The 23,898-nt window shown below is 72.0% G+C and carries 11 protein-coding genes; 3 read left to right on the top strand and 8 right to left on the bottom strand.

The features are described 5' to 3' along the window. Window positions 1–42 precede the first annotated feature (42 nt). The gene (locus VKA29_RS29785) at window positions 43–4,521 is read right to left on the bottom strand and encodes a polymorphic toxin-type HINT domain-containing protein (RefSeq protein WP_324789103.1); all 4,479 of its coding nucleotides are present in this window, start codon (window positions 4,519–4,521) and stop codon (window positions 43–45) included. Between the two features lie 620 nt (window positions 4,522–5,141). On the opposite strand from VKA29_RS29785, the gene VKA29_RS29790 reads away from it, so the two are divergent. After that, window positions 5,142–7,088, top strand: a complete 1,947-nt coding sequence (locus VKA29_RS29790; RefSeq protein ID WP_420718593.1) for a glycosyltransferase — start codon at window positions 5,142–5,144, stop codon at window positions 7,086–7,088. Between the two features lie 22 nt (window positions 7,089–7,110). Here the strand turns inward: VKA29_RS29790 and VKA29_RS29795 are convergent, their stop codons facing one another. The 5 genes from VKA29_RS29795 to VKA29_RS29815 form a co-directional block, all read right to left on the bottom strand. Next, the gene (locus tag VKA29_RS29795) at window positions 7,111–8,784 is read right to left on the bottom strand and encodes a serine/threonine-protein kinase (RefSeq protein ID WP_324789105.1); all 1,674 of its coding nucleotides are present in this window, start codon (window positions 8,782–8,784) and stop codon (window positions 7,111–7,113) included. A 121-nt stretch (window positions 8,785–8,905) separates the two neighbouring features. Then, the gene (locus tag VKA29_RS29800; RefSeq protein ID WP_324789106.1) at window positions 8,906–10,624 is read right to left on the bottom strand and encodes a serine/threonine-protein kinase; all 1,719 of its coding nucleotides are present in this window, start codon (window positions 10,622–10,624) and stop codon (window positions 8,906–8,908) included. A 71-nt stretch (window positions 10,625–10,695) separates the two neighbouring features. Further along, window positions 10,696–12,471 (bottom strand): serine/threonine-protein kinase, encoded by a 1,776-nt coding sequence (locus VKA29_RS29805; RefSeq protein ID WP_324789256.1) that lies wholly within the window; start codon window positions 12,469–12,471, stop codon window positions 10,696–10,698. 164 nt (window positions 12,472–12,635) lie between these two features. Continuing rightward, window positions 12,636–15,212, bottom strand: coding sequence for a protein kinase (locus VKA29_RS29810; protein ID WP_324789257.1), 2,577 nt, complete (start codon window positions 15,210–15,212; stop codon window positions 12,636–12,638). A 164-nt stretch (window positions 15,213–15,376) separates the two neighbouring features. Next, window positions 15,377–17,398 carry a serine/threonine-protein kinase gene (locus tag VKA29_RS29815; RefSeq protein WP_324789107.1) on the bottom strand — a complete coding sequence of 674 codons (2,022 nt, stop codon included), beginning with the start codon at window positions 17,396–17,398 and terminating at the stop codon, window positions 15,377–15,379. A gap of 241 nt (window positions 17,399–17,639) precedes the next feature. On the opposite strand from VKA29_RS29815, the gene VKA29_RS29820 reads away from it, so the two are divergent. Then, window positions 17,640–18,683, top strand: a complete 1,044-nt coding sequence (locus VKA29_RS29820) for a serine hydrolase domain-containing protein (RefSeq protein WP_324789108.1) — start codon at window positions 17,640–17,642, stop codon at window positions 18,681–18,683. 290 nt (window positions 18,684–18,973) lie between these two features. On the opposite strand, the gene VKA29_RS29825 is transcribed toward VKA29_RS29820, so the two are convergent. Then, window positions 18,974–20,680, bottom strand: a complete 1,707-nt coding sequence (locus tag VKA29_RS29825; RefSeq protein WP_324789109.1) for a glycerol-3-phosphate dehydrogenase/oxidase — start codon at window positions 20,678–20,680, stop codon at window positions 18,974–18,976. 328 nt (window positions 20,681–21,008) lie between these two features. Here VKA29_RS29825 and VKA29_RS29830 point away from each other — a divergent pair, with 328 nt between their 5' ends. Continuing rightward, a complete protein-coding gene (locus tag VKA29_RS29830) occupies window positions 21,009–22,217 on the top strand; it encodes a nucleotide sugar dehydrogenase (RefSeq protein ID WP_324789110.1) in 1,209 nt (402 codons plus the stop codon). Window positions 22,218–22,753: 536 nt separating this feature from the next. Here the strand turns inward: VKA29_RS29830 and VKA29_RS29835 are convergent. After that, complete coding sequence (locus tag VKA29_RS29835) at window positions 22,754–23,878, bottom strand: GuaB3 family IMP dehydrogenase-related protein (RefSeq protein ID WP_324789111.1); 1,125 nt, start codon at window positions 23,876–23,878, stop codon at window positions 22,754–22,756. Window positions 23,879–23,898 lie beyond the last annotated feature (20 nt).

Consider the following 23,898-nt stretch of genomic DNA (forward strand, 5'->3'; position numbering starts at 1 on the left):
CCCCGTTTTCCCTGGTTGCAGTCCGAGCCAACTCCTCCACAATCATCCCCCGCCATAGTTGGGGTTCGGAACCCTAGTTCCGTCTCGAAGTCTGCAAGCAACGATGCAGCTCGTATCAACCCGCCCTGGAATTGCAATCTCCCTTTCATGCGCAAACGGATTCCCAGGAAATTCCTTGTTCACGTCCACTCCATCAACGCCGCGAATTTCGTAGACGTTTCCGCCGCGCTTGATCGCCACAGACTCTGAAGTGGTGGTGGAAATATATCCAGAGTCCCTTGAGTATCCGGATGCGTGCTCCAGGAGGTCCATATTGTCACCTCTCGGCTCAAATCCCGACTCAAATATCTCATCCGGGCCGCGGGTGTCACTTCGGTAGAGCGGACAGGTGCCACCTGAATTGTGAACGAGTACCGGCGTGTTCCCCGCCAGCACATAGTACGTATGCAGGTCACTGACCGTCAGGTTGTGCACCGTCGCTGTCAGAGCCGTCCAGCGCTTCACCGCGGTGATCTGGACCCGTGTTCCCGCGCTGGTGCGCAGCCAGGTGCCGGCCTTGAGGTCCGTCGCCTCGAGCCACTCGCCGAGTTCCGGGACCCAGAAGGGGTGTCCGTCGGTGGCGGTGACCGAGGCGGTCCTGGTGCCCTTCCTGCCGTCGATGTCCACGGTGATCTTGACGAGGTGCTTCAGGCCCTTGCCCTTGATCTCCGCGGTGACCGTCTCGGTCTTGGTCTCGCCCGTCTCGGGGTCGGTGGCCAGGACCTTGTCGCCGACGTCGACGTCCTTGATCTTCTTCGTCGAGCCGTCGGCCATCAACACCTTGGTGTCCGGGGCGAAGCTGTTGACCAGGCAGGACGCGGCAGCCTCGACTTTCTCCGCCGCCTTCTTGCTCCTCCGCCAGCCCTTGAACTCGGCCCACAGCTTCCTGCCCAGGCCGACGATCCGCTTGCCCACGGCAATGGCCTTGTCGACCCTGAGCCCATACTTGACCGCCAGCCGGGCAGCGGGACCGCCGCCGATCAGTGAGGTGATCACATTGAGCGCGGTGGAGCCGCAGGAGCCCAGGCTTCCCGTCGTGAAGCAGTCAAGCGCGTCCGTGAGGCCCAGTTCGTCCGCGATGATCTGGCCGAGTTCCTTGGCTATGGCGATGGCCCGCTGCTTGGCGGCGTCCTCCTTGGCGCGGGCCTCGTCCGCCTTGGCCTGAGCCGGCGTGTAGGTGTACGTGCTGTCGTACGGAGTCTGGCCACCCGACAACCCGGACGCGTTGTCCGTCCACGCGCCCCGGTTCTTCGAGGTTCCTGGTCCGCACTCGTTCCAGCCGCCCACGCAGTTGGCCAGCCGCAGACCCGAGGCGTCGCTGTACGTGACCGGGCTGTTGTTCGCGTACGCGTAGCCGTTGATCTGCTGCGGGTCGCTGTAGTCGATGACCGGGTCGGCCGAGATGAAGCGGCCCGTGTCCGAGTCGTACTCCCGGGCCCCGAGCGTCGTCAGGCCCGTGGACTTCTGGACGGTGCCACCCACGAAGCCCTTGTCGTTGACCCAGCCCGAAGACGAGGAGGACGACGAGGACGACGACGTGGACTCGTCCCGCAGGGTGCCGAACGGGTCCGTGCGCCGGCGGGAGGTCTCCCCCGTCTTGGCGTCGATGGCCAGTTCGGCCGTGCCCTGGTGGTCCGAGGCCAGGAAGTGGACACCGTCCGCCTCCCGCATCGCGACCGTCTGCCCGCCGAAGGAGTAGTAACGGGTCGCCGTCACCGCCTTCGTCGACTTGTCCAGGTGGATCTCCGTGCCCGGCAGGTAGAGCGTCTTCTCGTCCGGCGTCTCACTGGTGATCCGCTCGCCCGAGGCGTCGTACTTGTACGAGGTCACCGTCCCGTCGGCGTTGGTGACCTTGGTCAGCTCGCCCTGCTTGTCCCAGTCCAGGGACTGGGTGTCGCCCCCCAGGACGCGCGTCGCGGTATTGCCGGAGGCGTCGTAGGTGTACGTGTCCCGGGACGTGACCTGCGGGGTCGTGCTCGTCGCCTCGGTCGTCTGCGTCACCGACGAGACCGTGTGCGGGCCGGAATCCGTCCCGTTCGGGCCGGAACCCTCCCCGTACGCGTACGAACGCGTGGACGTCGCGGCTCCGCCGAGCCCGTGCCGCACCTCGCTGGTGCGGTTGCCGATCGAGTCGTAGCCGTACTCCGTCCAGTACGGGGACACACCGCCGACCGTCGAGGACGAGGCGCCCGACGCGCACGCCGCGTCCGTGCTGCCCGTGCCCGACGCGTTGTCGGAGGACACCGACGACGTCCAGGCGTCCGTCAGCCGCTGCAGACCGTCGTAGCCGAAGCACTGCACGTCGCTCGCGCCGGTGCCCGGGGTGTCCGCGATCGACAGGACGTCGCCGACGGCGTCGTAGGTGTAGCGCGCGTCGTACGCCAGAGTCGAGGCACCGCCGACCTTCACCGTCGCGCGGGACAAGCGGTCGGTACCGGTCTCGTAGCCGTACGACAGGGTCGACTTCGGGTCGTCGGTCCCACCGGTCGTGAGCTGCAGCGCCGTCAGAAGCGACGTCGCCGAGTAGGTCGCGTCGGAGACGTAGCTCAGGCCGCCCAGAGACGTGCTGAGCCCCACCGGACGCTGCAGGCTGTCGTACTGGTAGGACAGCGCCTCCGCCGACAGGTCACCGGCCGCCGGGAGCCCCTGGCTCAGCACCGTCCCGTCGTCGTTGTACTGGGTCGTGAACTCGTAGGTGCCACCCAGTTCCGGTTCGGCGGTCTTGGAGACCACGTACCGGGTCAGGGTCGGCCGGTAGTCGTTGTTCTCGTCCAGCTTCGGGTACAGCAGCGACGAATAGACCGCGCCGTCCTTGTAGGTGTAGGTGCCGTACAGCCCGCCCTTGTAGAGCGTGTCGTACTTCGCGACCGACAGCTTGGTCCCGGTGTCCACCTCGCCCTGCCAGGTCGACACCACACGGCCCAGCTCGTCGTACTTGGTCGACTTCTTGTTGCCGCGGCTGTCCGTCACCGAGGTCGGACGGTCCAGCACGTCGTACGTGTAGGACGAGGTGCCGGTGTCCGGGTCGACAGCCGTCTTCTTGCGGCCCAACTCGTCGTAGTAGTACTGCCAGACGTTGCCCTTGTCGTCCGTGACCTTCGACAGCAGTCCCGCGGCCGTGTACTTGTACGCCGTGGTGACCGCGTCACCGTCGGCCGGGTACTGGATCTGAGTGGTCGTCCAGCCCCGGGCGTCGGTCACGGCCGTCGTCTTCGTTCCGCCGGAGGGCGGGGTGGTGGTGACGCGGTCACCGCCGTAGGCGTAAGACGTCCGGTACTTTTCCTGTCCCTTGCCCTTGAAGACAGTGGCGGTGGTGCGGCCCGCGCCGTCGTACTCGGTCACCGTCTGCGCGTCGAGGTCGGAGTCGACGGGTTGGAAGAGCGTCGCGGACGGGGCGCCGGTGGTGTAGTAGGTGTCGTTGACCTTGACCACGCGGCCCGAGCCGTCGTAGCGCGTGTCCGCCACCAGGCGGTTGCCGCCCGGCCCCTCGGTCTGCTCCTGGCGCGGTCGCAGCAGGCCGTCGTACAGCGACCATTCGCTGCCGTAGGACGTGCCGTCCTTCTCCACCTTCTGGGTGTGGACGGCGACGGGACCGCTGTCGCCGCGGACGAGGTACTCGTACTTGATGGAGGGCGTCTTGCCGATACGGTCCGGCAGCCAGACGGAGGTCAGGCGGCCAAGTCCGTCGTAGGCGAGCTCGGTGCGCTTGCCGTTCTGGTCTACCTTCGCGCTCGGCGCCCCCCACTGCGGGGCGTACTCCGTCGAGGTCGTCCAGCCGTCGATGTTGGTCACCGTCGACTTGGTGGCCAGCCCGTAGGTGTCCACGTACGTGGTCGACGAGGTGTATGTGGTGGAGGACGTGTAGGTCCGGGCGTCCTTCACCACGAGCGGGCGGCCGTAGTCGTCGTACGTCGTCACGGCGGTCGTCTGGTACGTGGCCGTCTTTCCGTCGTGCGCGGACAGCCGCTTGACCGTCGTCACGTCGCCCTTGGTGGGCGCGGCTCCCAGCACGGTCGAGCCGTCGTAGAAGGTCAGGTCGTCGGAGATGACGTCCTTGGAGCGGTCCGGGGTGGTGGAGCAGTCGACGCCGACCTTCTCCACCCGTGACACGTACGTGTACAGGTGCAGGCTCGCGCTGTCCGCGTACTCGGTGCGGGTGCACTGGTTGTCGGCGACGCCGACCTCGCCGTCGTCGTCGACCTGCGTCGCACGGCCGGTCACGTCGTCGTAGCTGGTGGTCGACTTGGTGTGCTGCCAGCCGCCCACCGCGAGGGCCGTGTACGTGTCCGTGGAGCCCGCCGCGATGTAGCGCGCCCTGCGCGTGCCGAAGTCCTCCGTCTGGGTCGCCGTCACCGCGGTCCACGGCACCGTCACCGACTTCTGCGTGACGTCGGAGCCGTTGTAGGTGATCGTCTCCAGCTCCTGGCCGGCCTTCCAGTCGGAGTCGTCGTAGGAGACCCCGCCCGAGTCGGTGACCGTCACCGAACGGGTGTTTCCGTCCTTGTCCACATCCCCGTCGAGGCCGCGGAAGAAGACGTGCTCGGTCCTGGTGTTCGAGGCGCAGTCGCCTCCGGCGCCGCGAGCGACACCGACCCCGCCGCCACACAAATATGCCGGCTGCGGCAGTCACCGCCGCAGTCACGCATGTACGCCGGCGCACACCCCACCCCTTGTCCATGCCGCGGACGGACCTCCCCGGCCCGACCTGTGAATGCAGTGAGCGTCGACCAAATAGGGGTTGGACAAACATCGTCAAGGCCTGATCCACAACTCGCCTGCACACAGCATCCACACGGCACGTAACGAACTCCCCCCCTTGCCCAAGTTAATCGTAAGGCAAGAATCTGACTAAAGTTGGACATCGAGGCCTTCACCCTGGTGGCCGAAAACTGGCTATGGGCTGGGACTTCACCGACTGCACACCATGTCGGCACGGGCCAGTCATGGTAAGTTCACAGGCCCGCAGCCGCCCCTCACCACGCACAGGGAAAAGCCTCAGCGGTAGCGAAATACCGCAAGCGCCGGGGAGTTCTCGGTACGTATTGGAGAGCTTGAAAATGACCACCCCGACCGTTTCGGTGATTATCGCCGCCTACAATTCGATGCCCTACTTGACGCGTTGCGTTTCTTCCGCAGTCGAGCAAAGCATCGGTCGGGAAAACCTCGAGGTCATCGTCGTCGACGACGGTTCGACCGACGGGACCGCCGCCGAACTGGAGCGCTTGAGCAGCTTGTACCCGGGGTTGCTGCAGGTCGTCCGTCAGGTGAATTCCGGTGGCCCGTCGGCGCCCAGGAACGTCGGGCTGGACCGGGCGCGGGGGCGGTTCGTCTTCTTCCTCGACGCCGACGACTACCTCGGCCCCGAAGCGCTGGAGCGCATGGTGAGGGCCGCCGAGCAGAACGGCACGGACATCGTGCTCGGCAGGATGGTGGGAGTCGGCGGCCGTGGAGCGCCCACGTCGATGTTCCGGCGCAGTCAGCCGCGCACCGACGTCTTCTCGTCGCGCGTGTACTGGACGCTGAACCCCATGAAGCTGTTCCGTCGGGACCTGCTGGAGCGCCATGGGCTGCGGTTCCCGACCGATCTGACCATCGGTGAGGACCAACTCTTCGTGGGCGCCGCCTACCTGAAGGCGTCCGGTATATCCGTGGTGGCCGACTACGACTGCCTCTTCTGGGTCCTCCGTGACGACGGCGCCAACATCACACGACGCACGTCGAGTTCCGAAGTGCGTATGCGATTTCTGCCGCGCGTGGTCGACATGGTCCTGGAGTACACATCGCCCGGTCCGGGCCGCGACCATCTGGCGCACCGGCACCTCACCGTCGACGTGTGGGAGCTGCTGGCCGACCAGTGGGTCTTCGAACCGCGCGGGATGCAGCAGAAGATGCTCGCCCAACTGGCCGAGGCCGTGGAGCCCCTGTGGCACGAGGGGATGAACGAACGTCTCTCGGCCATGGCCCGGCTGCGTCTGCACCTCATACGGCATCGGATGCTCGACGAACTGCTGAAGGTCGTCGAGTTCGAGAAGGAGATCTCCCGGAGCAAGGCGGCAACCCCTGTCGTGGTGGCCGAGGGTCGCGCCTACGCCCACTACCCGTACCTGCGCGACCCCGCCCGCGCCATCCCCGACTCCTGCTACGACGTCACCGCTCAGCTCGGCACACGTCACCACGTCAGCCGGGCGGAATTACGCGCATCCGTGCTGCACTTGGCCGGCCATGCCTACCTCCACCGGGTCGAAACCCGGGGCGTCACCACCGAACTGATCCTGCGGGAACGCGACACGGCGGTCGAGTACCGGCTCCCGGTCACCCACACCGCCACACCCGGACTCGGCGCGGACGCGGACGAGGGCAGGTTCACCTACGACCTGGCCGGCTTCGAGGCGGCCGTCGACATCACCACGGCCGCCGACGGCGGGCCGCTCGGCGACGGCCTGTGGGACCTCTACCTCTCCGTGGGAGCCCAGGGGATCTCCAAAGAGGTCCGCATCGGCGCGAAGCGGGCCGAAGGCGTCTCCGCCGGGCCCAGCACATACCTGGTCGACGTCGACGGCGTATTGCGCTCCCTCACCCTCTACGCCACCAAGCCGCACGGCAACTTCACGCTGGACCTCGGTGAGCGCAAGCACGAGGTACTGCCCCGACTGGGCCTCGACGGCATCGGCTGGGCGGCTGGGGCGCCGACCGAACTGGAGATCACCGGGCGGTGCGCCCTGGACGGGTATCCGGACGGCGCCCTGAAGGTGGTGCTCGACGAGGGCCGGGGCGGCACCGTGAGCTTCACCGCCCGGCAGGCCGCCGACGGCCGATTCGTCGTCCGGGTCCCCGTACGGGAACTCGCCGCCGGCGTCTGGGGCGGCGAACTGCGCATCGGAAGCTGGGCATTGCCCCTCCCGCAGGTTCCCCGGAGCCTGTCCCCGGCCACGTGGCGCCGCCGCGCCCTGCCCTGGTACGCCGAGCCGGTTCGGGACGCCGGTGGCCGGTTCGCGCTGCTGGTGGCGAGGGCCGGTCTGGTCAGGGGGCTCGCCGGGCCGGGCACGTGACGCGGAGCGGCGGGCGTTCGGCTCAGGGCTTGTCGATCCGCCAGTTCGCCACGGCCGCCGCCGCGATGCGCTTGCCCTCGTCGGTGAAGTAGCCCTTGCCCGGGTAGTCGATCCAGATCCAGTACATGTCGCCGTTGCCGGCACGGTAGTAGAGGGCGCGAGCCTGGCGGACGCGGGGGTGCGTGGGGTCCGTGGTCGTGTAGGTGATGAGGTTCTCCGCGGCCTTGCCGCCCCGGTACGTGGTTTCCCGCGGCTCACCCTTCGGCGCGGGGTCGGCGGCGATGTTCCAGCCGTACTCGCCGTCCTTGAGGTTCGCCCAGTCCGCGAAGGCCTTCTCCGACGCGGACGCGGGGATCTCGTCGTCCTTGTCGTCGGCCTTGACGTCGCGGTTGACGTAGATCCGCACCGCTCCGCTGGGGTCGCTGAACTGCGCGTCCGTGCCGTCGGAGCCGGAGAGGTCGTCCGCGGTGAACGCAGCGGGCACGCTGACGGTCATCCCGGCCTTCGAGCCGAGGTCGTGCGTCTTCCAGCCCTCCGGCAGCGTCCCCGCGAACGGATCCGCGATCAGCAGGTACGCCGCCACCGCGGCCGCGACGACCCCCGCCCCGAGCCCGAGCCACGCCTTGCGGCCCGGCCGGAGACCGCCGCGCACCACCCGCACGGCCTGGGTGGGCGGCGGCGCGGGCGGGTCCGCGGCCTCCCGCAGCAGCGCCCGCACCCGGTCCGCGCCGGGCCTGCGCGCCGGGTCCTTCTGCAGCAGGCCGTTGATGGCCTCGGCGAGCGGGCCCGACGCCGAGGCGGGCGGCGCCGGAGTGGCGTTCAGGACGGACTGCAGGGTGGCCGGCGTGTTGCTGCGGCGGAACGGCGAGACGCCCTCCGTCGCCGCGTACAGCACCACGCCCAGCGACCACAGATCGGAGGCCGGGCCGGGGCGCTGCCCCAGCACCCGTTCCGGGGCGATGTACTCCGGCGAGCCGACGAAGCCGCCGGTGTCCGTCAGGTTGGTCTCGCCCTCGATCTGCGCGATGCCGAAGTCGGTGAGGACGACCCGGTCGTGGCTGCCCAGCAGGACGTTGTCGGGCTTGACGTCCCGGTGCAGGATGCCCGCCGCGTGCGCGGCCTCCAGCGCGCCGAGCACCTCCAGGCCGACGCGGGCCGCCTCGCGCGCGTCCAGCGTGCCTTCCCGCAGGGCGCTGCCGAGCGAGCGGCCCCGCACCAGCTCCATGACGATCCACGGCTGCCCGTCGACCACGGCCACGTCGTGGACGTTGACCACAGCGGGGTGGTCGAGACGGGCGGCGGCACGTGCCTCGCGGCGCATCCGCTCGAAGGCGTTGGCGCGTTCGCGTTCGGGAAGGTGGTCGGGGACGCGGGGCTCCTTGACGGCGACCTCGCGGTCGACCGTCTCGTCCTTTGCGTGCCACACCGTGCCCATGCCGCCGTGTCCGAGCTTGCTGAGCAGCCGGTAGCGGCCGGCGATCAGCCGCCCGGCGCCCGGGTCCTGCGGGGCCTGCGCGGACTGGGCAGCATGTGCCGCATGGGCGGACTGCGCCTGGGGCGGGACCATCCGGGTGGGCGCCGGGTGCGGGTCCGCGTGCGGGTCCGCGTCCGGGCTTCCGTGTGGCCACCTCGGCGGTTGCAGTACAAAACTCGTCGTGTCGTCGGACTCACGACCGGGGCCCCCGTTGCTGCTCATGCGTCCATCCATATCGCGCCGCGCGGCCCCGCAGCCACACCGACGGCCCACTGGTCACAGACCCGTGACTTTCCGGGCACGCCCCGTTCCGGCGTGCCCCCGCCCGGCCCCACGAACGCGGTCAGGCAGGCGTGAATGTGTCGACGGCGACGTCGAAGTACTCCCTCGCCTCCCGCACCTTGCCGACCGGCGCCGACACCCACACGTCGTACAACCGCCCGCCCTCCTCCCAGCACAGGTCGTAGGTGTGCCGGGCGCCTTCCGCCCGCGTGAAGCCGTTCCAGGTGAACTCCCAGAGCGCGGCCGGGTGTCCGTGGTGCCGTGTCTCGCTGACCCGGCCGTCGCGGTAACCGGGGTTGTTCTCGGGGCCGTCGGCGGCCGCGCGGCGCATCACCGCGGTGGGGCCGCCCGCTTCGGCGTCGGCGAGCCGCACGCCGATGCGGAAGGTGTCGTCGGGCGACGTGTAGAAGATCCGTTCCCCCTGCGGACTGCGGGTGAAGCCCTCCGGCACGGCGAGGGCGAAGCCGGCCGGGTCGTCGGCGAGGCGGTAACCGGAAGGGACCGACGGGAGCCTGCGGTCGGCGCGGGAGCCGGTGGCCGACGGGGTGCCCGGCGACGCCGACGCGCTCGCGGAGGTCCCCGGCGACGGGCCGGCCGAGGTCTCCCGTGAGGCGTCGGCCGACGTCCCGGACGCCGGGCTCACCGGCGTACGGCCGCCGCCGTCGCCGCCGTCCGTCAGCAGCGCCGCGGCGGACACGCCCGCCCCGGCCATCGCGGCGACCAGCAGCGCGGCGACCAGCACGCCCCGGATCGAGGGCCGGGTCTGCGCGGTGGGGGACGACGGCGCGGACGGGTGGGGGACGTCCGGCCGGGTGGGGGTGTGGCCGTGGAAGGGCTGCGGGGTGCGGCCGAACGGGAACTGCGGGGTGCGGCCGGACGGGAGCCGCGGGGTGCGGCCGGACGGAAGCCGCGGGGTGCGGCCGGACGGGAGCCGCGGGGTGCGGCCGGTGTCGTGGAACTCGCGCAGCATCCGCTCCGCCCGGTCCGCGTCCAGGCGCCGGCCGGGGTCGCGTTCCAGCAGGCCGCGCACGACCGGCAGCAGCGGCTCGGCCTGCGGGGGCGGGCGGATCTCGTCGAACACGACCGCGTGCAGGATGCCGCCCAAGGAGTCGCGCCGGAACGGCGACCTGCCGCTCAGCGCCGTGCACAGCAGCGCGCCCAGCGACCACAGGTCGGACGCCGGCCCGGTGCCGACCCCGGACATCCGCTCCGGCGCGGTGTATTCGGGCGAGCCGACGAAGGCGCCCGTCTCGGTGAGGGTGGTGGCCCCGGCGACCTGGGCGATGCCGAAGTCGGTGAGGACGACCCGGTCGGTGCCGGGCTCCAGCAGGACGTTGGCGGGCTTGACGTCCCGGTGCAGCACGCCGGCCTGGTGCGCGGTGCGCAACGCGCTCAGCAGGTCGGCGCCGATGCGCGCGACCTCGGCGGCGTCGAGCGGCCCGTGCGCGGAGATCCGGTCGGCCAGGGAGCCGCCGTCGATCAACTCCATCACCAGGTAGGGGCGTTCGTCCTCCTCGACGACGTCGTGGACCACGACGATGTGCGGATGGCGCAGCTGGGCCACCGCGCGCGCCTCGCGCAGGGTGCGGTCGCGCTGGCGGCCGGCCTCCTCCGCGGAGAGCGTCTCGTCCAGATCGAGGGGTATCTCCTTGACCGCCACCTGCCGGCCGAGCAACTGGTCGGTCGCCCGCCACACCACGCCCATGCCGCCGCGTCCGAGCCTGGCCTCGAGCCGGTACCGGCCCGCGATGACGCGGACGCCTTCCCCCTCGGTCCCCATGCGCCCCATCATGCCGCACCGGACGGACCGGCTCCGGGACGCCGACCGGCCAACTCCTCAGTTCGGCCGGATCAGGGCGTCTGCTCCTGCCAGCCCCGCAGCACCGCCGTGAACTGCATGCTGGTGCGCGCCCAGTCCGCCGCCGGCGACGACATGTAGAGCACGTACTCGGTGCCGTTCCGGGCCATGTACGCCTCCTCGACGGCGCGCCGCGGGCCGGGGAACGGTGTGTCCTTGGGCTGCGCGGTCCAGGTGTACTCCCAGATGGAGCCGCTGCGGTCGCGGTAGACGTTCTGCTGGAGCCGTATGACGTTGAAGTCGACCAGCCGCTGCAGTTGCTGCTCCAGGTCGGACTGGTGCGAGTAGGCGTCGTTGAAGTCGGGCGAGGTGTCCACGGCGATGCGGAGGAAGTGCTCGCCGCCGTCGGGCGTGTAGTCGACCTGTCTCAGGTCGGGGTCGGCCTGACTCGGGTCTCCCTCCAACTCGACGACCTGCCGCTTCCAGCCGGAGGGCAGGTAGACGCTGAAACCCCACGGGTCGTCGTAACGCTTCCACGTGGCGGGAACGATTCCCCCGGGCTGCCCGGTGAGCGTGTTCGTCGCCGTCGGGGAGGGGGCGGGCGTCGGCGACGCGGTTCCCCCGGCCGTGCCGTCCTGCCGTCCCGCCTCCCACTTCTGCAGCGCCACGACGGTGCCCGCGCCGACGATCGCGGCCAGGGCCAGCGCGAGCGCGAAGGTGCGCAGCCGCAGGCGCCGGCGTTCGGGCGGCGTGGGCGTGCGGTGCGCGGGCCCGGTCGGCGTGGGTCCGACCGCGGTGGGTCCGACCGCGGTGGGTCCGACCGCGGTGGGGCTGCTGGCCGTGGGTCCGCCGGCCGTGGGTCCGGCCGTCGCGGGCCGGACGGCCGTCGGTCCGGTGACCTGGGGGTACGAGGTGGCGGTGGCCGGGTGCGGCCCGGTGCGCGGCTCCGGCGCCCGGCGGACGGGGCCGGCCTGCGTGGCCCGCGTGGGCACGAACGCCTGCGCCGCGTCGGGCCGGCGCCCCTCGGCGGCCTCGGCGAGCATCTGCTCGGCGGCGTCGGCACCGGGGCGCGCGGCGGGATCCTTGTGCAGCAGCGCGGCGATGACCGGTCCGAGCGGGCCGGCGTGGAGCGGCTCGTCGGCCGCCTCCTCGACGACCGCCTGCATGGTGGACAGCGGCGAGGTGCGCCGGAACGGCGACCTGCCCTCGACCGCCGTGTAGAGCGTCGCGCCGAGCGCCCACAGGTCGGAGGACGGGCCGGGATCGTGTCCGCGGACGCGCTCGGGGGCGAGGTAGTCGACCGAGCCGACGACCTCCCCGGTGCGCGTGATGGTGGTGTCTCCCTCGATCTGGGCTATGCCGAAGTCGGTGAGCAGGACGCGCCCGTCGTGTCCGAGGAGGACGTTGCCGGGTTTGACGTCGCGGTGCAGGACGCCGGCCGCGTGCGCGGCGCGCAGCGCGCGCAGCACCCACAGGCCGATCCGCGCGGCCTCGGCGGAGTCGAACCGGCCGTGCTGCCGGACGGCCTCGGCCAGCGAGCGCCCCTCGACCAGCTCCATCACGATCCACGGGCGCCCGTCGTGTTCGAGCACGTCGTGCACGGTGACGACGGCGGAGTGGTTGATCCGCGCGGCGGCCCGGGCCTCGGCCCGGGTGCGGGCGAGCAGGCGCTCCCGGTCGCTCTCGGAGACGTAGAGCGCGGCCGTCAGCTCCTTGATCGCGACGGCCCGGTGCAGCACCTCGTCGTGGGCACGCCACACGCGGCCCATGCCGCCGGTACCGATCGAGTCGGCGAGCCGGTAGCGGCCCGCGACGAGCTGGCCCTGCATCTGATTCACGTGCCCCCGCAAATGGTCTTGACAGGGTCAGACTAAGGATCGGTCGGCGTCGCGGGAAGCGGCGGCACGCCACGGAGACCGCACTGTGACGGTTGTCGCTCCCGGCTCGGGGGAGCAACCGTTCGGGCCCGTCACGGACCGTCGGGGGGCCGGGGTCAGCCGGTGACCCGGTACGTGGCCGACGCCTGCTCGAACAGCCGCGTCACCTCGTCCCGTTCCGACTCCGGTCCGCGTACCTGTACGACGTGGTAGCGGCCCTTGATCAGGATGGCGAGGTTGCGCACGAACAGGTCGTGCCCCGCGTCGTCGGTCCAGGTGAACTGTCCCTCGGCCATGGTCCGTCCGCCCACCTCGATGGTCCGCAGGCCGGTGGCGGTGGCCCAGCTGGAGCTGCGGTAGGGCTGCAACTCGTTTTCCTTGTCCCGCTGGTAGGCCATCGGGTCGCTGCCGTAGGTGCCCGCGCCGTCCCGGCCGGGCACGACGATGAGCTCGAAGTCGCCGTGTGCGTAGACCACCTGGTTCCGGTTGTTCCTGGGCGTGCGGGACCAGCCCTTGGCCACGGCGACCTGGAAGCCCTCCGGGTCCGTGCGCAGGGTGAAGCCGTCGGCGACGTCGGGGCCGGTGGTCTGCGTCTCGGTGGCGGCGGCCGACTTCGAGGCGCTGGGCTCGGACCCGGGCGAGGTCTGGTCGGGCCGCGGCTCGCTGCTCGCGCTGTCCGACTGCTCGGGCGCCGGGCCGGCCTGGCCCGCCGCCCGGGTGCGGTCACCGCTCGCCGTGCCCTGGTCGCCGGCCTTCGGCATGAACATCACGGCGTAGGCGACCGCCCCGGCCAGCAGGAGCAGGATCAGCACCAGCAGGGTGCGGCCGAGCCGGCGCGGCGAACCCGCCTCCTGACGGGCCCGCTTGTGCCGCCCGTGCGCAGTGGTCGCGGGCAGCCCGGCGCGCCGTCTGCGCACCAGCTCGCCCCGCCGCCGCACGACCGGGAGCCGGCTGACGTCGACGGGCGGCGCCGGGACGACGTGGGTGCCGGCGTCCGGTTCGGGCGCGGACCGCACCAGCGACCGCAGCCAGCCCCCCAGTTCCTCGAAGTCCAGTCGTTCGGTCGGATCCTGACGCAGCAACGACTCCACGACCGGCCTGAGCGGCCCGCACTCCTCGGCGAAGGCGGGCGGCTCGGCGCACACCATCTGCACCAGTTCGGCCGTCGACTCCTCCGGGTACGGCGCGTGCCCCTGCACGGCCCTGAACAGGAGCGCCCCGAGCCCCCACAGGTCGGTCGCGGGCCCGATGGGCGGTGCGAGCTGCCAGTTCTCGTGCACGGGCCCGGCCTGCTCCGGCGCCCACCGCTCGGTCACCGGGCCCACGACCGCCATCCGCGCCTGGCGCGCCCGTTCGGCGGCGAGTGCGGTGGCCGGGCCGCGGTGGCGGGCGGGGGTGCCGGCCACCGGGTCGTCCCAGCGGCCCGTCGACCGGGCGGCGGGGGCCGCGAGGCTGTCAGGGGTGCCGGAAGCGCCGGGGACGTCAGGGGTGCCGGGGGTGCGGCCCGTCGAGGTGCCGACGGCCGGGGGGAGCGCCCCTGCCGCCGGGCCGGGGCCCGCCGTGGTGCGGGGCGACGCGCCGTGCCAGGGCTTGCCGCCCACGCCGTAGGGGTCGGCTATCCGGCCCGGAGGTGTCGTGCTGCCGGGCTGCTGTGCCGGGTCGCCCGCCTGGGTCACCGCGCCGCTCTCGGAGGCGGGGCGGGCGCCGGGCAGGGCCGTCCGTCCGCCCTGCTGTGCCTCCTGGACGCGGGCCGCCGCCCGGGCGCCCGCCCGGTAGGCGGCGATGGCCCCGGCGCGGGCGGCCCTGATGTCCCCGCCCGTTTCGAGCGCGGGGCGCGCGAGGGCGCCCGAGGCGCCGTTCGCCGTGCCGCCACCGGCCTCGGTCGTGGCCGCGGGCAGTCCACCGGCGGCCCGTGCCTCGATCGCGGCTCGCCGGGCGGCTTCCGGATCCCCGGCGAACGCCCCGCCCTGGCCGCTCGTACCCGCGTGACCAGCGGGACCTCCGGGACCGCCGTGGCCTCCGGCGATCCCGGCGCCGCCGGGCTGCGCCGCGCCCGGCCCGGTGTGCTCGTCGTCCGGCGCCGGCACCGGGTCGTAGCCGCACAGCGCCTCCTCGGCGGCGCCCACCGCGAGCCCGGTCAGCATGACCCGGCCGTCGTCGCAGACGAGCACGGTCCGGGCGGTGATGTTCCGGTGCACCCAGCCGTGGGCGTGCAGCACGCGCAGCGCCATGAGGACGTCGGAGGCGACCTCGGCCGCCCGGTACGGCGTCAGCGGCTTCTCGGCGAGCAGGGCGGCGAGTGGCCGCGCGGCCACCGACTCGCTGACGATCCACAGCGAACCGCCCTCGGCGAACACGTCGAAGACCTGGTCAAGGCGTGGGTGGTCGGGAATCCGGGCGGCGGCCTGCGCGGCCTCGACCGCCCGCAGTACGGCCGGATCGGTGGGCCGCCGCTGCCCGCCGCGGCCCGGTGCGCGCCGCGGCCCGCGGTCACGCGCCGTGAAACCGTCGGGCAGCCCCTCCGCGTCGAGCACCTCCGCCTCGACGATCTCCGGCAACGGGACCTGCCGGACGAGGACTTCCTGCCCGCTGTAGGTGTCGAAGGCCCGGGTCTCGGTGAGTTCGTACTCGTCCGAGGGCGGTAGCGGCAGACGGTAACGGTCGGCGAGGACCCGTCCCGCGTAGTCGTTCACGTTGCCTCCCCCGGCCGTCCGGTTGGTCAGATCCGTTCGTCTCACGTCCCGTTCCGTGACTTCGCCCGGCTGCGTACGGTCCGCGAGCCTTCACGATACGTGCCGGAGGCAACCCGCAGAGAGGGGATGTCAGATCTCGCGCCCCGAACACGGGACCGGAGCGTTCACGACTTGGGTTCGAACGCCTTCGCGAGGGTCTTCCAGGTGTCCTCACGGAGGCCGGTGTCCCAATTCGCGGCTTTCGCGGTGTACATCAGCGCATACCCGAGATGGTCGTTGACCACGAAGCCCCGGTCGATGGTCCGGTACTTGGTCCCGCTCTCCTGATAGGTGAATTCCCAGTCGGCCGCGTTCCAGCCGCGGTAGTCCACCTTCTCTATGCGGATCCTGCGGTACTGGGAGCGCGTCATGTAGCGCTCCTGGTTCTTCCAGTCGGCCACCGGGTCGCTCTTGGGCGTGGACGTCCAGGCGATGAGGAGCTTCTGGCCGTCGGGCCCGGTGAACCGGTCCCCGGCGGCCCCCGTCGACCGGTACTTCCAGCCTTTGGGCAGCCCGATCGAGTACCCCTGGCTTCCGTGGTACGTCGACTCGGCCGCGCCGTCGTCACCGGACGAACCGCCGGCGGCCGCGCCGCCCGTGCCGGCGCCGCTGGAGTCGGAGGCGCTCGCGCTCGCGCCGGAGTCGCCGGACGTCGGGGACGCCGACGCGGAAGGGGGCGTCGCGGACCCGTCGGTACGGGTCCCGTCGCCCTTGTCCTCCTTGGTGTCGGTGCCGGAACTCGCGCTCGCGGCGGTCTTGCCCGCACCGCTCCCGGCGCCCTGCGAGCCGTTGTCGTCCCCGCCGAGGGTGAAGGCCAGCACGGTGCCGAGCACGGCGAGCGCCACGGCCACCGCGAGGATGACCAGCGTCCGCCTCGGCACCACGTCGGTGAGCGGCGCCCGGGGCGCCGGCCGCGGCGGCAGATCCGGCGGGGTCATCACGGGCCAGCCCGAACTCCGACCGGCAGGGCGCGTGGTGTCTCCCTGCGCCGCCGGGTTCGGCCCGCCCGGTGAGGCGCCCGCGGCGGACACGGCCGCCGTCGCCGAAGGGGCCGGGGAGGACGTCGCGGCAGCCTGCGACGCCGGGGCGGCCGGTGCTCCCTCGTCCGCGGTGACGTCCTCCCGCTTGCTGCGGGACTTGGCGGCGGCACCGGCCGCCCCGGTGACCAGGCCGGCCTTCCGCACCGAACGCAGCGCCCCACGCAGCCGGTCGGGCTGCTCGGGCAGCGGCACGACCTTCGTCGCGTCGTCCGACGGCTCGGACGGGGCCGCCTTCGGGTCGGGCGCGTGGATGACGGCGTTGAGCATCGCGCGCGCACCAGCGTCGTCGAGTCGCTGCGCGGGATCCTTGGTCAGCAGGCCGTAGATGACGTCCCGCAGCGGCCCGGCGTTCTTCGGTTCCTCCAGCGGCTCGGTCATCACCGCGGTGAGGGTCGCGATCGCGGAGCCCTTGTCGTACGGCGGGACGCCCTCGACCGACGCGTACAGCAGCCCGCCGAGCGACCACAGGTCGGCCGCGGGTCCCGGCTTGTGCCCGCGGGCGCGCTCCGGGGAGATGTAGGAGGGCGCGCCGACGAGCATGCCCGTCGAGGTGATGGACGGGTCGCCCTCGACCTGCGCGATGCCGAAGTCGGTGAGCACGACCCGGTCGGTCCCGGACTCCAGCAGCACGTTGGACGGCTTGACGTCGCGGTGCAGGATGCCTTCGCGGTGCGCCGACCTGAGCACGTCGAGGACGGCGAGGCCGACCTCGGCGGCCCGCTTCGGCTCCAGCAGGCCGTCCTCCCGGATGACCTCGGCGAGCGACCTCCCCTCGACGAGTTCCATCACGATCCACGGCCGGTCGTCCTCGTCGACCACGTCGAAGACCGTGACGGCGCTGTTGTTGCGGATCCGCGCGATCGCCTTGGCCTCGCGCAGCGTGCGCGTGATGAGGCGGCGCTTCTCCTCCTCGTCGATGCTCGCCGGGAACCGCAGTTCCTTGACGGCGACCGTCCGCCCCAGGGTCTCGTCCTCGGCGCGCCACACCGTGCCCATGCCGCCGCGGCCGAGCACCTTTCCCAGCCGGTAGCGCCCGGCGAGAAGACGCTCGCTGTTGTCCTGACGAGTGTCCTGACGGGATGTGCCCGCCCGCTCCGCCTCCGACATGCGTCCCCTCATGCAACCCGCCCTGACAGAGCCTCCATTGTCCCTCACCCGACAAGTGCCCGACGCCCAGGGTGCTTATGGCCCCCTGTCGGCCCCGGCGCGCCCGGCCCGCATGGTTCCGGACACTCGGTGAACCCGGTTCCGGACGCCCTCGCGCCCCGGTCGACGCGGGCCCGGTCCCGATGAAGTGGCCTTTCAGCCGACCTGGATGATGGGCCGCGAGAAGGGAAGGACCCCTGCGATGCCACCGATTCGGACACTTCCGGCCGTACCTGTGGCCGTCGCCCTGCTCGCCCTGTGCCCTGCCGCCTCCTCCGCACCCTCGGTACCGGCGACGGACGCCGTCCTCCCGCTGCTGGTCACCCGGGGCGGAGCCCCCGCCGCGGCCCTGCTCGCCCACGAGGAGACCGGTACCCGCTACGACGGGGCGGGCCGGGGCATCGCCCGCGCCGACCGCTTCCGTGCCGGCAGCATCACGAAGACCTTCCTCGCGACGGTCGTCCTGCAACTGGCCGCGCAGCACCGGCTGTCCCTGTCCGACACCGTGGAGCGGCACCTGCCGGGCGTGGTGCGCGGAGCGGGCAACGACGGTCGCGCGCTGACCCTGCGCGCCCTGCTCACCCACACCAGCGGCCTGTACGACTTCACCCGGGACACCGGAGGCGTCGTCCCCGTCTCCCCTCGCCAGGCATTGCACATCGCGCTCACCCATCCCCCGGCCGATCGCGGCCGCTTCGCCTACTCCAACACCAACTACGTCCTGCTCGGCCTGGTCGTCGAGCAGGTCACCGGCCGCTCCTACGCAGCCGAGGCCGAACGCCGGATCATCGCTCCGCTGGGCCTGACCGGCACCTCCTTTCCCGGTTTCCGCGCCACTCTTCCCTCCCCGCACGGCCACGCCTACGACGCCGACGGGACCGATGTCACCGACCTCGACCCGCGAGTGGCCGGCGCCGCGGGCGAGTTGGTGACCACGCTCGCCGACCTGGACCGCTTCTACGCGGCGCTGCTCGGCGGCGAGCTGCTGCCGGCGCGCGCCCTGCGCGAGATGCTCGACACCCGTGCCGCACACGGCGCGTACGGCATGGGCCTGTTCCCCGCGAGGCTGCCGTGCGGCGTCACGGTGTGGGGGCACAACGGGCGCATCACCGGCAGCTACGTGCGCACCGCGGCCACCGTGGACGGCCGTCGCGTCCTCACCTTCCGCGTGAACACGACGTCGATCGCGGATCCCGGCCTGGAGCCCCGCCTGCTCGCCGCCGAGTTCTGCCCTCGCACCCCGTAGAACGACCGGGCCCCGAACGGAGATCCCACCTCGCGCCACTCGTTCGAGTGAAGCCCGGGCAGTCACCGCGATCCGCCGGGACAGCCGGAGCCGCAGGGACCGCCCGAGCCCCGCAAACCGCCCGAGCCCCTCAAGCCGTCCGAGGCCCGCAAACCACCCAGCCCCTCAAGCCGCGCAAGCCGCGCAAGCCGCCCGAGCCGCCCGCGCCGCCCGAGCCGCCCGAGCCGCACGAGTCTCAGGCACCGCCGGAGCCGTCGGCCGCACCGCCCCACCGGTCGCTCCGACCGCCGTCACAACGGCACGATGTCCGGCGCCCCCAGCCGCGCCGCGTCCGCCGTCAGGTCGTCCGGCTGCCGCTGCGACTCCCGCTCGGCCTCCACCCGCTTCTCGTAGTGCGCGACCTCGCGTTCGACGTGGTCCTTGTCCCAGCCCAGCACCGGCGCCATCAGTTCGGCGGCCTCACGGGCGCAGCGCGTGCCCCGGTCGAACGTCTCTATCGAGATGCGGGTGCGCCGCGTCAGCACGTCGTCCAGGTGCCGGGCGCCCTCGTGCGAGGCGGCGTACACGACCTCGGCACGCAGATAGTCGTCGGCGCCCTGCAGGGGCCGGCCCAGCGAGGCGTCGGCGGCGACCAGGTCGAAGACCTCCTCCGCCATGGTGCCGAACCGGTTCAGCAGATGTTCCACGCGCGCCACGTGCAGGCCGGTCCGGGCGGCGATCCGCGCCCGCGCGTTCCACAGCGCCCGGTAGCCCTCCGCCCCCAGCAGGGGAACGTCCTCCGTCACGCTCTCGGCGACCCGCAGGTCGAGGCCGTGCACCGCAGCGTCCACCGCGTCCTTGGCCATCACCCGGTACGTGGTGTACTTGCCGCCCGCCACCACCACGAGCCCGGGCACCGGGTGCGCCACGGTGTGCTCCCGCGACAGCTTGCTGGTGGCCGCCGACTCGCCCGCCAGCAGCGGGCGCAGACCGGCGTACACGCCCTCCACGTCGTCGCGGGTGAGCGGTACCGCGAGCACCGAGTTGACGTGCTCCAGCAGGTAGTCGATGTCCGCGCTGGACGCGGCCGGGTGCGCCTTGTCGAGGTCCCAGTCGGTGTCCGTGGTGCCGATGATCCAGTGCCGGCCCCACGGGATGACGAACAGCACCGACTTCTCGGTGCGCAGGATCAGCCCCGTCGAGGAGTGGATGCGGTCCTTGGGCACGACGAGGTGGATGCCCTTGGAGGCCCGGACGTGGAACTGGCCGCGCTCCCCCACCATGGCCTGGGTGTCGTCGGTCCACACGCCCGTGGCGTTGACTATCTGCTGCGCGCGCACCTCGTACTCGCCGCCCGCCTCGACGTCCTGCACGCGCGCGCCGACGACCCGTTCGCCCTCGCGCAGGAAGCCCGTCACGCGGGCGCGGTTGGCGACCTTCGCGCCGTACGACGCGGCGGTGCGCACCAGCGTCGTCACGAAGCGGGCGTCGTCGACCTGGGCGTCGTAGTACTGCAGGGCCCCGACGAGGGCGGACGCCTTCAGCGCCGGTGCCACCCGGAGTGCGTGACGGCGACTCAGGTGACGGTGCATCGGCAGTCCCCGGTCGTGGCCGCGGGTCATCGACATGGCGTCGTAGAGCGCGACGCCCGACCCGGCGTACAGGCGCTCCCAGCCCTGGCGTTGCAGGGGGTACAGGAACGGCACCGGTTTCACGAGGTGCGGGGCGAGCCGCTCCAGCAGCAGCCCGCGTTCCTTCAGGGCCTCGCGGACGAGCGTGAAGTCGAGCATCTCCAGGTAGCGCAGGCCGCCGTGGATCAGCTTGCTGGACCTGCTGGAGGTGCCCGACGCCCAGTCGCGTGCCTCGGCCAGGCCCGTCGACAGGCCGCGCGTCACAGCGTCCAGAGCGGTGCCCGCGCCGACCACGCCGCCGCCCACCACCAGCACGTCCAGTTCTCGCTCGGTCATCGCCGCCAGTGACTCGGCGCGCTGTGCCGGTCCCAGAGTCGCTGTCCTCACCGCTGCCTCCCGCTCTCCCGCTATCGGTCGCGCAGGCCGCACCCGGTGGGCGAAGCCCGGTTCCTTACCCTCATGCCCAAATTCTGACCGGCTCGCCCTGCTTCAGCCACCACGCGCCCCAGCCTGTGGACAACCACTCACCCCCAGCCTGTGGACAACCGCTCACCCCCCAACCTGGCGACAGCCTTCACGGCCCGCCGGAAAACACAGACGACCAATGCCGCATATCGGTCATATTTACTCCTAGTCTGACATTGCGCTCGCCCGTTCTGTCCTCAGGGCTTGCGCACCTGTCCCGCGTCGGTTACTGGGAAGGACGGCCCACGCCATGCCCGCAGATCTCGCCGTCATCGGACTCGGCCCCTACGGCCTGCCCCTGGCCCAGGCGGCCGTCGCCGCCGGCATCCCCACGCTCGGTTACCGCACCGGACCCGAAGCCGGCTCCCTCAGCCCCGCCGAGCTGCGCCGGATGCTCGCGGGGGGCTTCCGGCACGCCTCCGGACCCGCCGAACTGGAGCGCGTCCGCACCGCCGTCATCTGCGCGCCGACCCCGCGCGGCACGGACGGCCGCCTCGACCTCGGCCAGGTCGAGGCGGCGGCCCGGGTGCTGGCGGCGCGCCTGCGCCCGCACACCACCGTGATCCTGGAGTCACCGGTGCCCCCCGGTACCACGGAGGACTTCCTGCGCCCGCTCCTCGAAGAGGGCTCCGGGCTGTGCGCCGGCCGCGACTTCCACCTCGCCTACTCGCCCACCCGGGTGGATCCCGGCAACCGCGACCACACCCCGGCCAACACTCCCAAGGTGATCGGCGGCCTGACCCCGGCCTGCACCGAGTCGGCCGCCGCGTTCTACGGCCGCCTCACCGACAAGGTGGTACGCGCGCGCGGCCCCCGCGAGGCGGAGACCGTGCAGCTGCTGGAGACCAACTTCCGGCACGTCAACATCGCCCTGGTCAATGAGATGGCCGTGCTCTGCCACGACCTGGGCGTCGACCTGTGGGACGTCGTGCGCTGCGCGGAGACCAAGCCGTTCGGCTTCCACACCTTCCGCCCCGGGCCCGGCGTCGGCGGCCACGCCGTCCCGCAGGACCTGGCCGGGCACGCGGGCCGCACCCTGCGCATGGTCGAACTCGCCCAGCAGGTCAACACCCAGATGCCCCGTTACGTCGTCCAGCGCGCCGCCGCCCTCCTCAACGAGCACGGCAAGTCGGCCCGGGGCGCGCGCGTGCTGCTGCTGGGCGTCACCTACAAGCCCGACCTCGCCGACCAGCAGGCCACCCCCGCCCGGGAGGTCGCCGTACGCCTGATGGAGCTCGGCGCCCTCGTCAGCTACCACGACCCGCACGTCCCGTCCTGGAACGTCCTCGACCGCCCGGTCCCGCGCGCGGACTCCCTCTACGAGGCCGCCGCCGACGCCGACCTGACGATCCTGCTCCAGCAGCACCGCACGTACGACCTGCAGGGCCTGTCGGTGAAGGCGCAACTGCTGCTGGACACCCGGGGGGCGACACCCACGGGGGCGGCGCACCGGTTGTGAAGGGGGGCGCGCACCGACGGCCGTGCGTCCGGGGCAGCTGGCACGCCGGTCACCGCGCCGCTAGCCTGTGAACAGGCGGAGCCCACCGCAGTGGCTGCTGCGGCAGGCTCCTGGATGGTGCACGGAGTGTCCGCCCCTAGGTTGTGTGGGGGCGGCCGCTCACCGTCCGAAAATCCGCAAGATCCACCTCCTCCGGCACTGCACCGTCCGAAGACGGATCCGGTCCCAGCGGGTCGGCTTGCGGTGACGTCCCATGGGCGCCCCCTTCCACGACACCGCCCAGTAGCCCGGTGGACGGTCCGTCGGAAATCGGGCCGGGCCCCGAGGAGCGGGGTCCGGAACCAAGTCCTGGGAAGGGGGCGCTTCAGCAACCTGGGGCGCCGATACGGACGTTATCGCTCGCGAACCGGCTGACCAGCCGATATCCGCCGCGAACGCAACCGCGCGCCCCCGCTTCACGCCAGGCGCCGCACGCAGGCCCCGGGGCATACGAAAGGGGGCCGGTCGTCCGACCGGCCCCCTCGGCGTCCTACGGCTTACCGCCTGTGCTGCGAGTCCGCCACCGTCACCTCGACGCGCTGGAACTCCTTCAGCTCGCTGTAGCCGGTCGTCGCCATGGCCCGGCGCAGCGCGCCGAAGAAGTTCATCGAGCCGTCGGGGGTGTGCGACGGGCCCGTCAGGACCTCCTCGATGGTGCCGACCGTGCCCAGGTCGACCTTCTTGCCGCGCGGCAGTTCCTCGTTGACCGCCTCCATGCCCCAGTGGTGGCCCTTGCCGGGCGCGTCCGTCGCGCGGGCCAGCGGGGAGCCCATCATCACCGCGTCGGCGCCGCAGGCGATGGCCTTGGGCAGGTCGCCGGACCAGCCGACGCCGCCGTCCGCGATCACGTGCACGTACCGGCCGCCGGACTCGTCCATGTAGTCGCGGCGGGCGGCGGCCACGTCCGCGACCGCCGTCGCCATCGGGACCTGGATTCCCAGCACGTTGCGCGTGGTGTGCGCGGCCCCGCCGCCGAAGCCGACCAGCACGCCCGCGGCACCCGAGCGCATCAGGTGCAGGGCCGCCGTGTACGTGGCGCAGCCGCCGACGATCACCGGCACGTCGAGTTCGTAGATGAACTGCTTCAGGTTCAGCGGCTCGGCCGCGCTGGAGACGTGCTCCGCCGAGACCGTGGTGCCGCGGATGACGAAGATGTCCACGCCCGCGTCGACGACCGCCTTGGAGAACTGCGCGGTGCGCTGCGGGGAGAGCGCGGCCGCGGTGACCACGCCCGAGTCGCGCACCTCCTTGATGCGCGCGCCGATCAGCTCCTCCTTGATGGGGGCCGCGTAGATCTCCTGCAGGCGGCGGGTCGCCGCGTCGGCGTCCAGCCCGGCGATCTCGTCGAGCAGCGGCTGCGGGTCCTCGTACCGCGTCCACAGGCCCTCGAGGTTGAGCACACCGAGGCCGCCGAGCTCGCCGATACGGATCGCGGTGGCCGGCGAGACGACCGAGTCCATGGGGGCGGCCAGGAAGGGCAGCTCGAAGCGGTAGGCGTCGATCTGCCAGGCGATCGAGACCTCCTTCGGGTCCCGCGTACGGCGGCTGGGGACGACGGCGATGTCGTCGAAGGCGTACGCCCGGCGGCCGCGCTTGCCGCGCCCGATCTCGATCTCAGTCACGTCTGTGGCCTTTCCCTGAT

It is taken from the genome of Streptomyces sp. H51 (genome assembly GCF_035656535.1).
GTDB lineage: Bacteria > Actinomycetota > Actinomycetes > Streptomycetales > Streptomycetaceae > Streptomyces.

Coding starts and splice junctions, on each gene's coding strand:
- VKA29_RS29790 (WP_420718593.1), top strand. CDS start 5,142: ATGCCCTACTTGACGCGTTGCGTTTCTTCCGCAGTCGAGCAAAGCATC.
- VKA29_RS29795 (WP_324789105.1), bottom strand. CDS start 8,784: ATGAGCAGCAACGGGGGCCCCGGTCGTGAGTCCGACGACACGACGAGT.
- VKA29_RS29800 (WP_324789106.1), bottom strand. CDS start 10,624: ATGGGGACCGAGGGGGAAGGCGTCCGCGTCATCGCGGGCCGGTACCGG.
- VKA29_RS29805 (WP_324789256.1), bottom strand. CDS start 12,471: ATGCAGGGCCAGCTCGTCGCGGGCCGCTACCGGCTCGCCGACTCGATC.
- VKA29_RS29815 (WP_324789107.1), bottom strand. CDS start 17,398: ATGTCGGAGGCGGAGCGGGCGGGCACATCCCGTCAGGACACTCGTCAG.
- VKA29_RS29820 (WP_324789108.1), top strand. CDS start 17,640: ATGCCACCGATTCGGACACTTCCGGCCGTACCTGTGGCCGTCGCCCTG.
- VKA29_RS29830 (WP_324789110.1), top strand. CDS start 21,009: ATGCCCGCAGATCTCGCCGTCATCGGACTCGGCCCCTACGGCCTGCCC.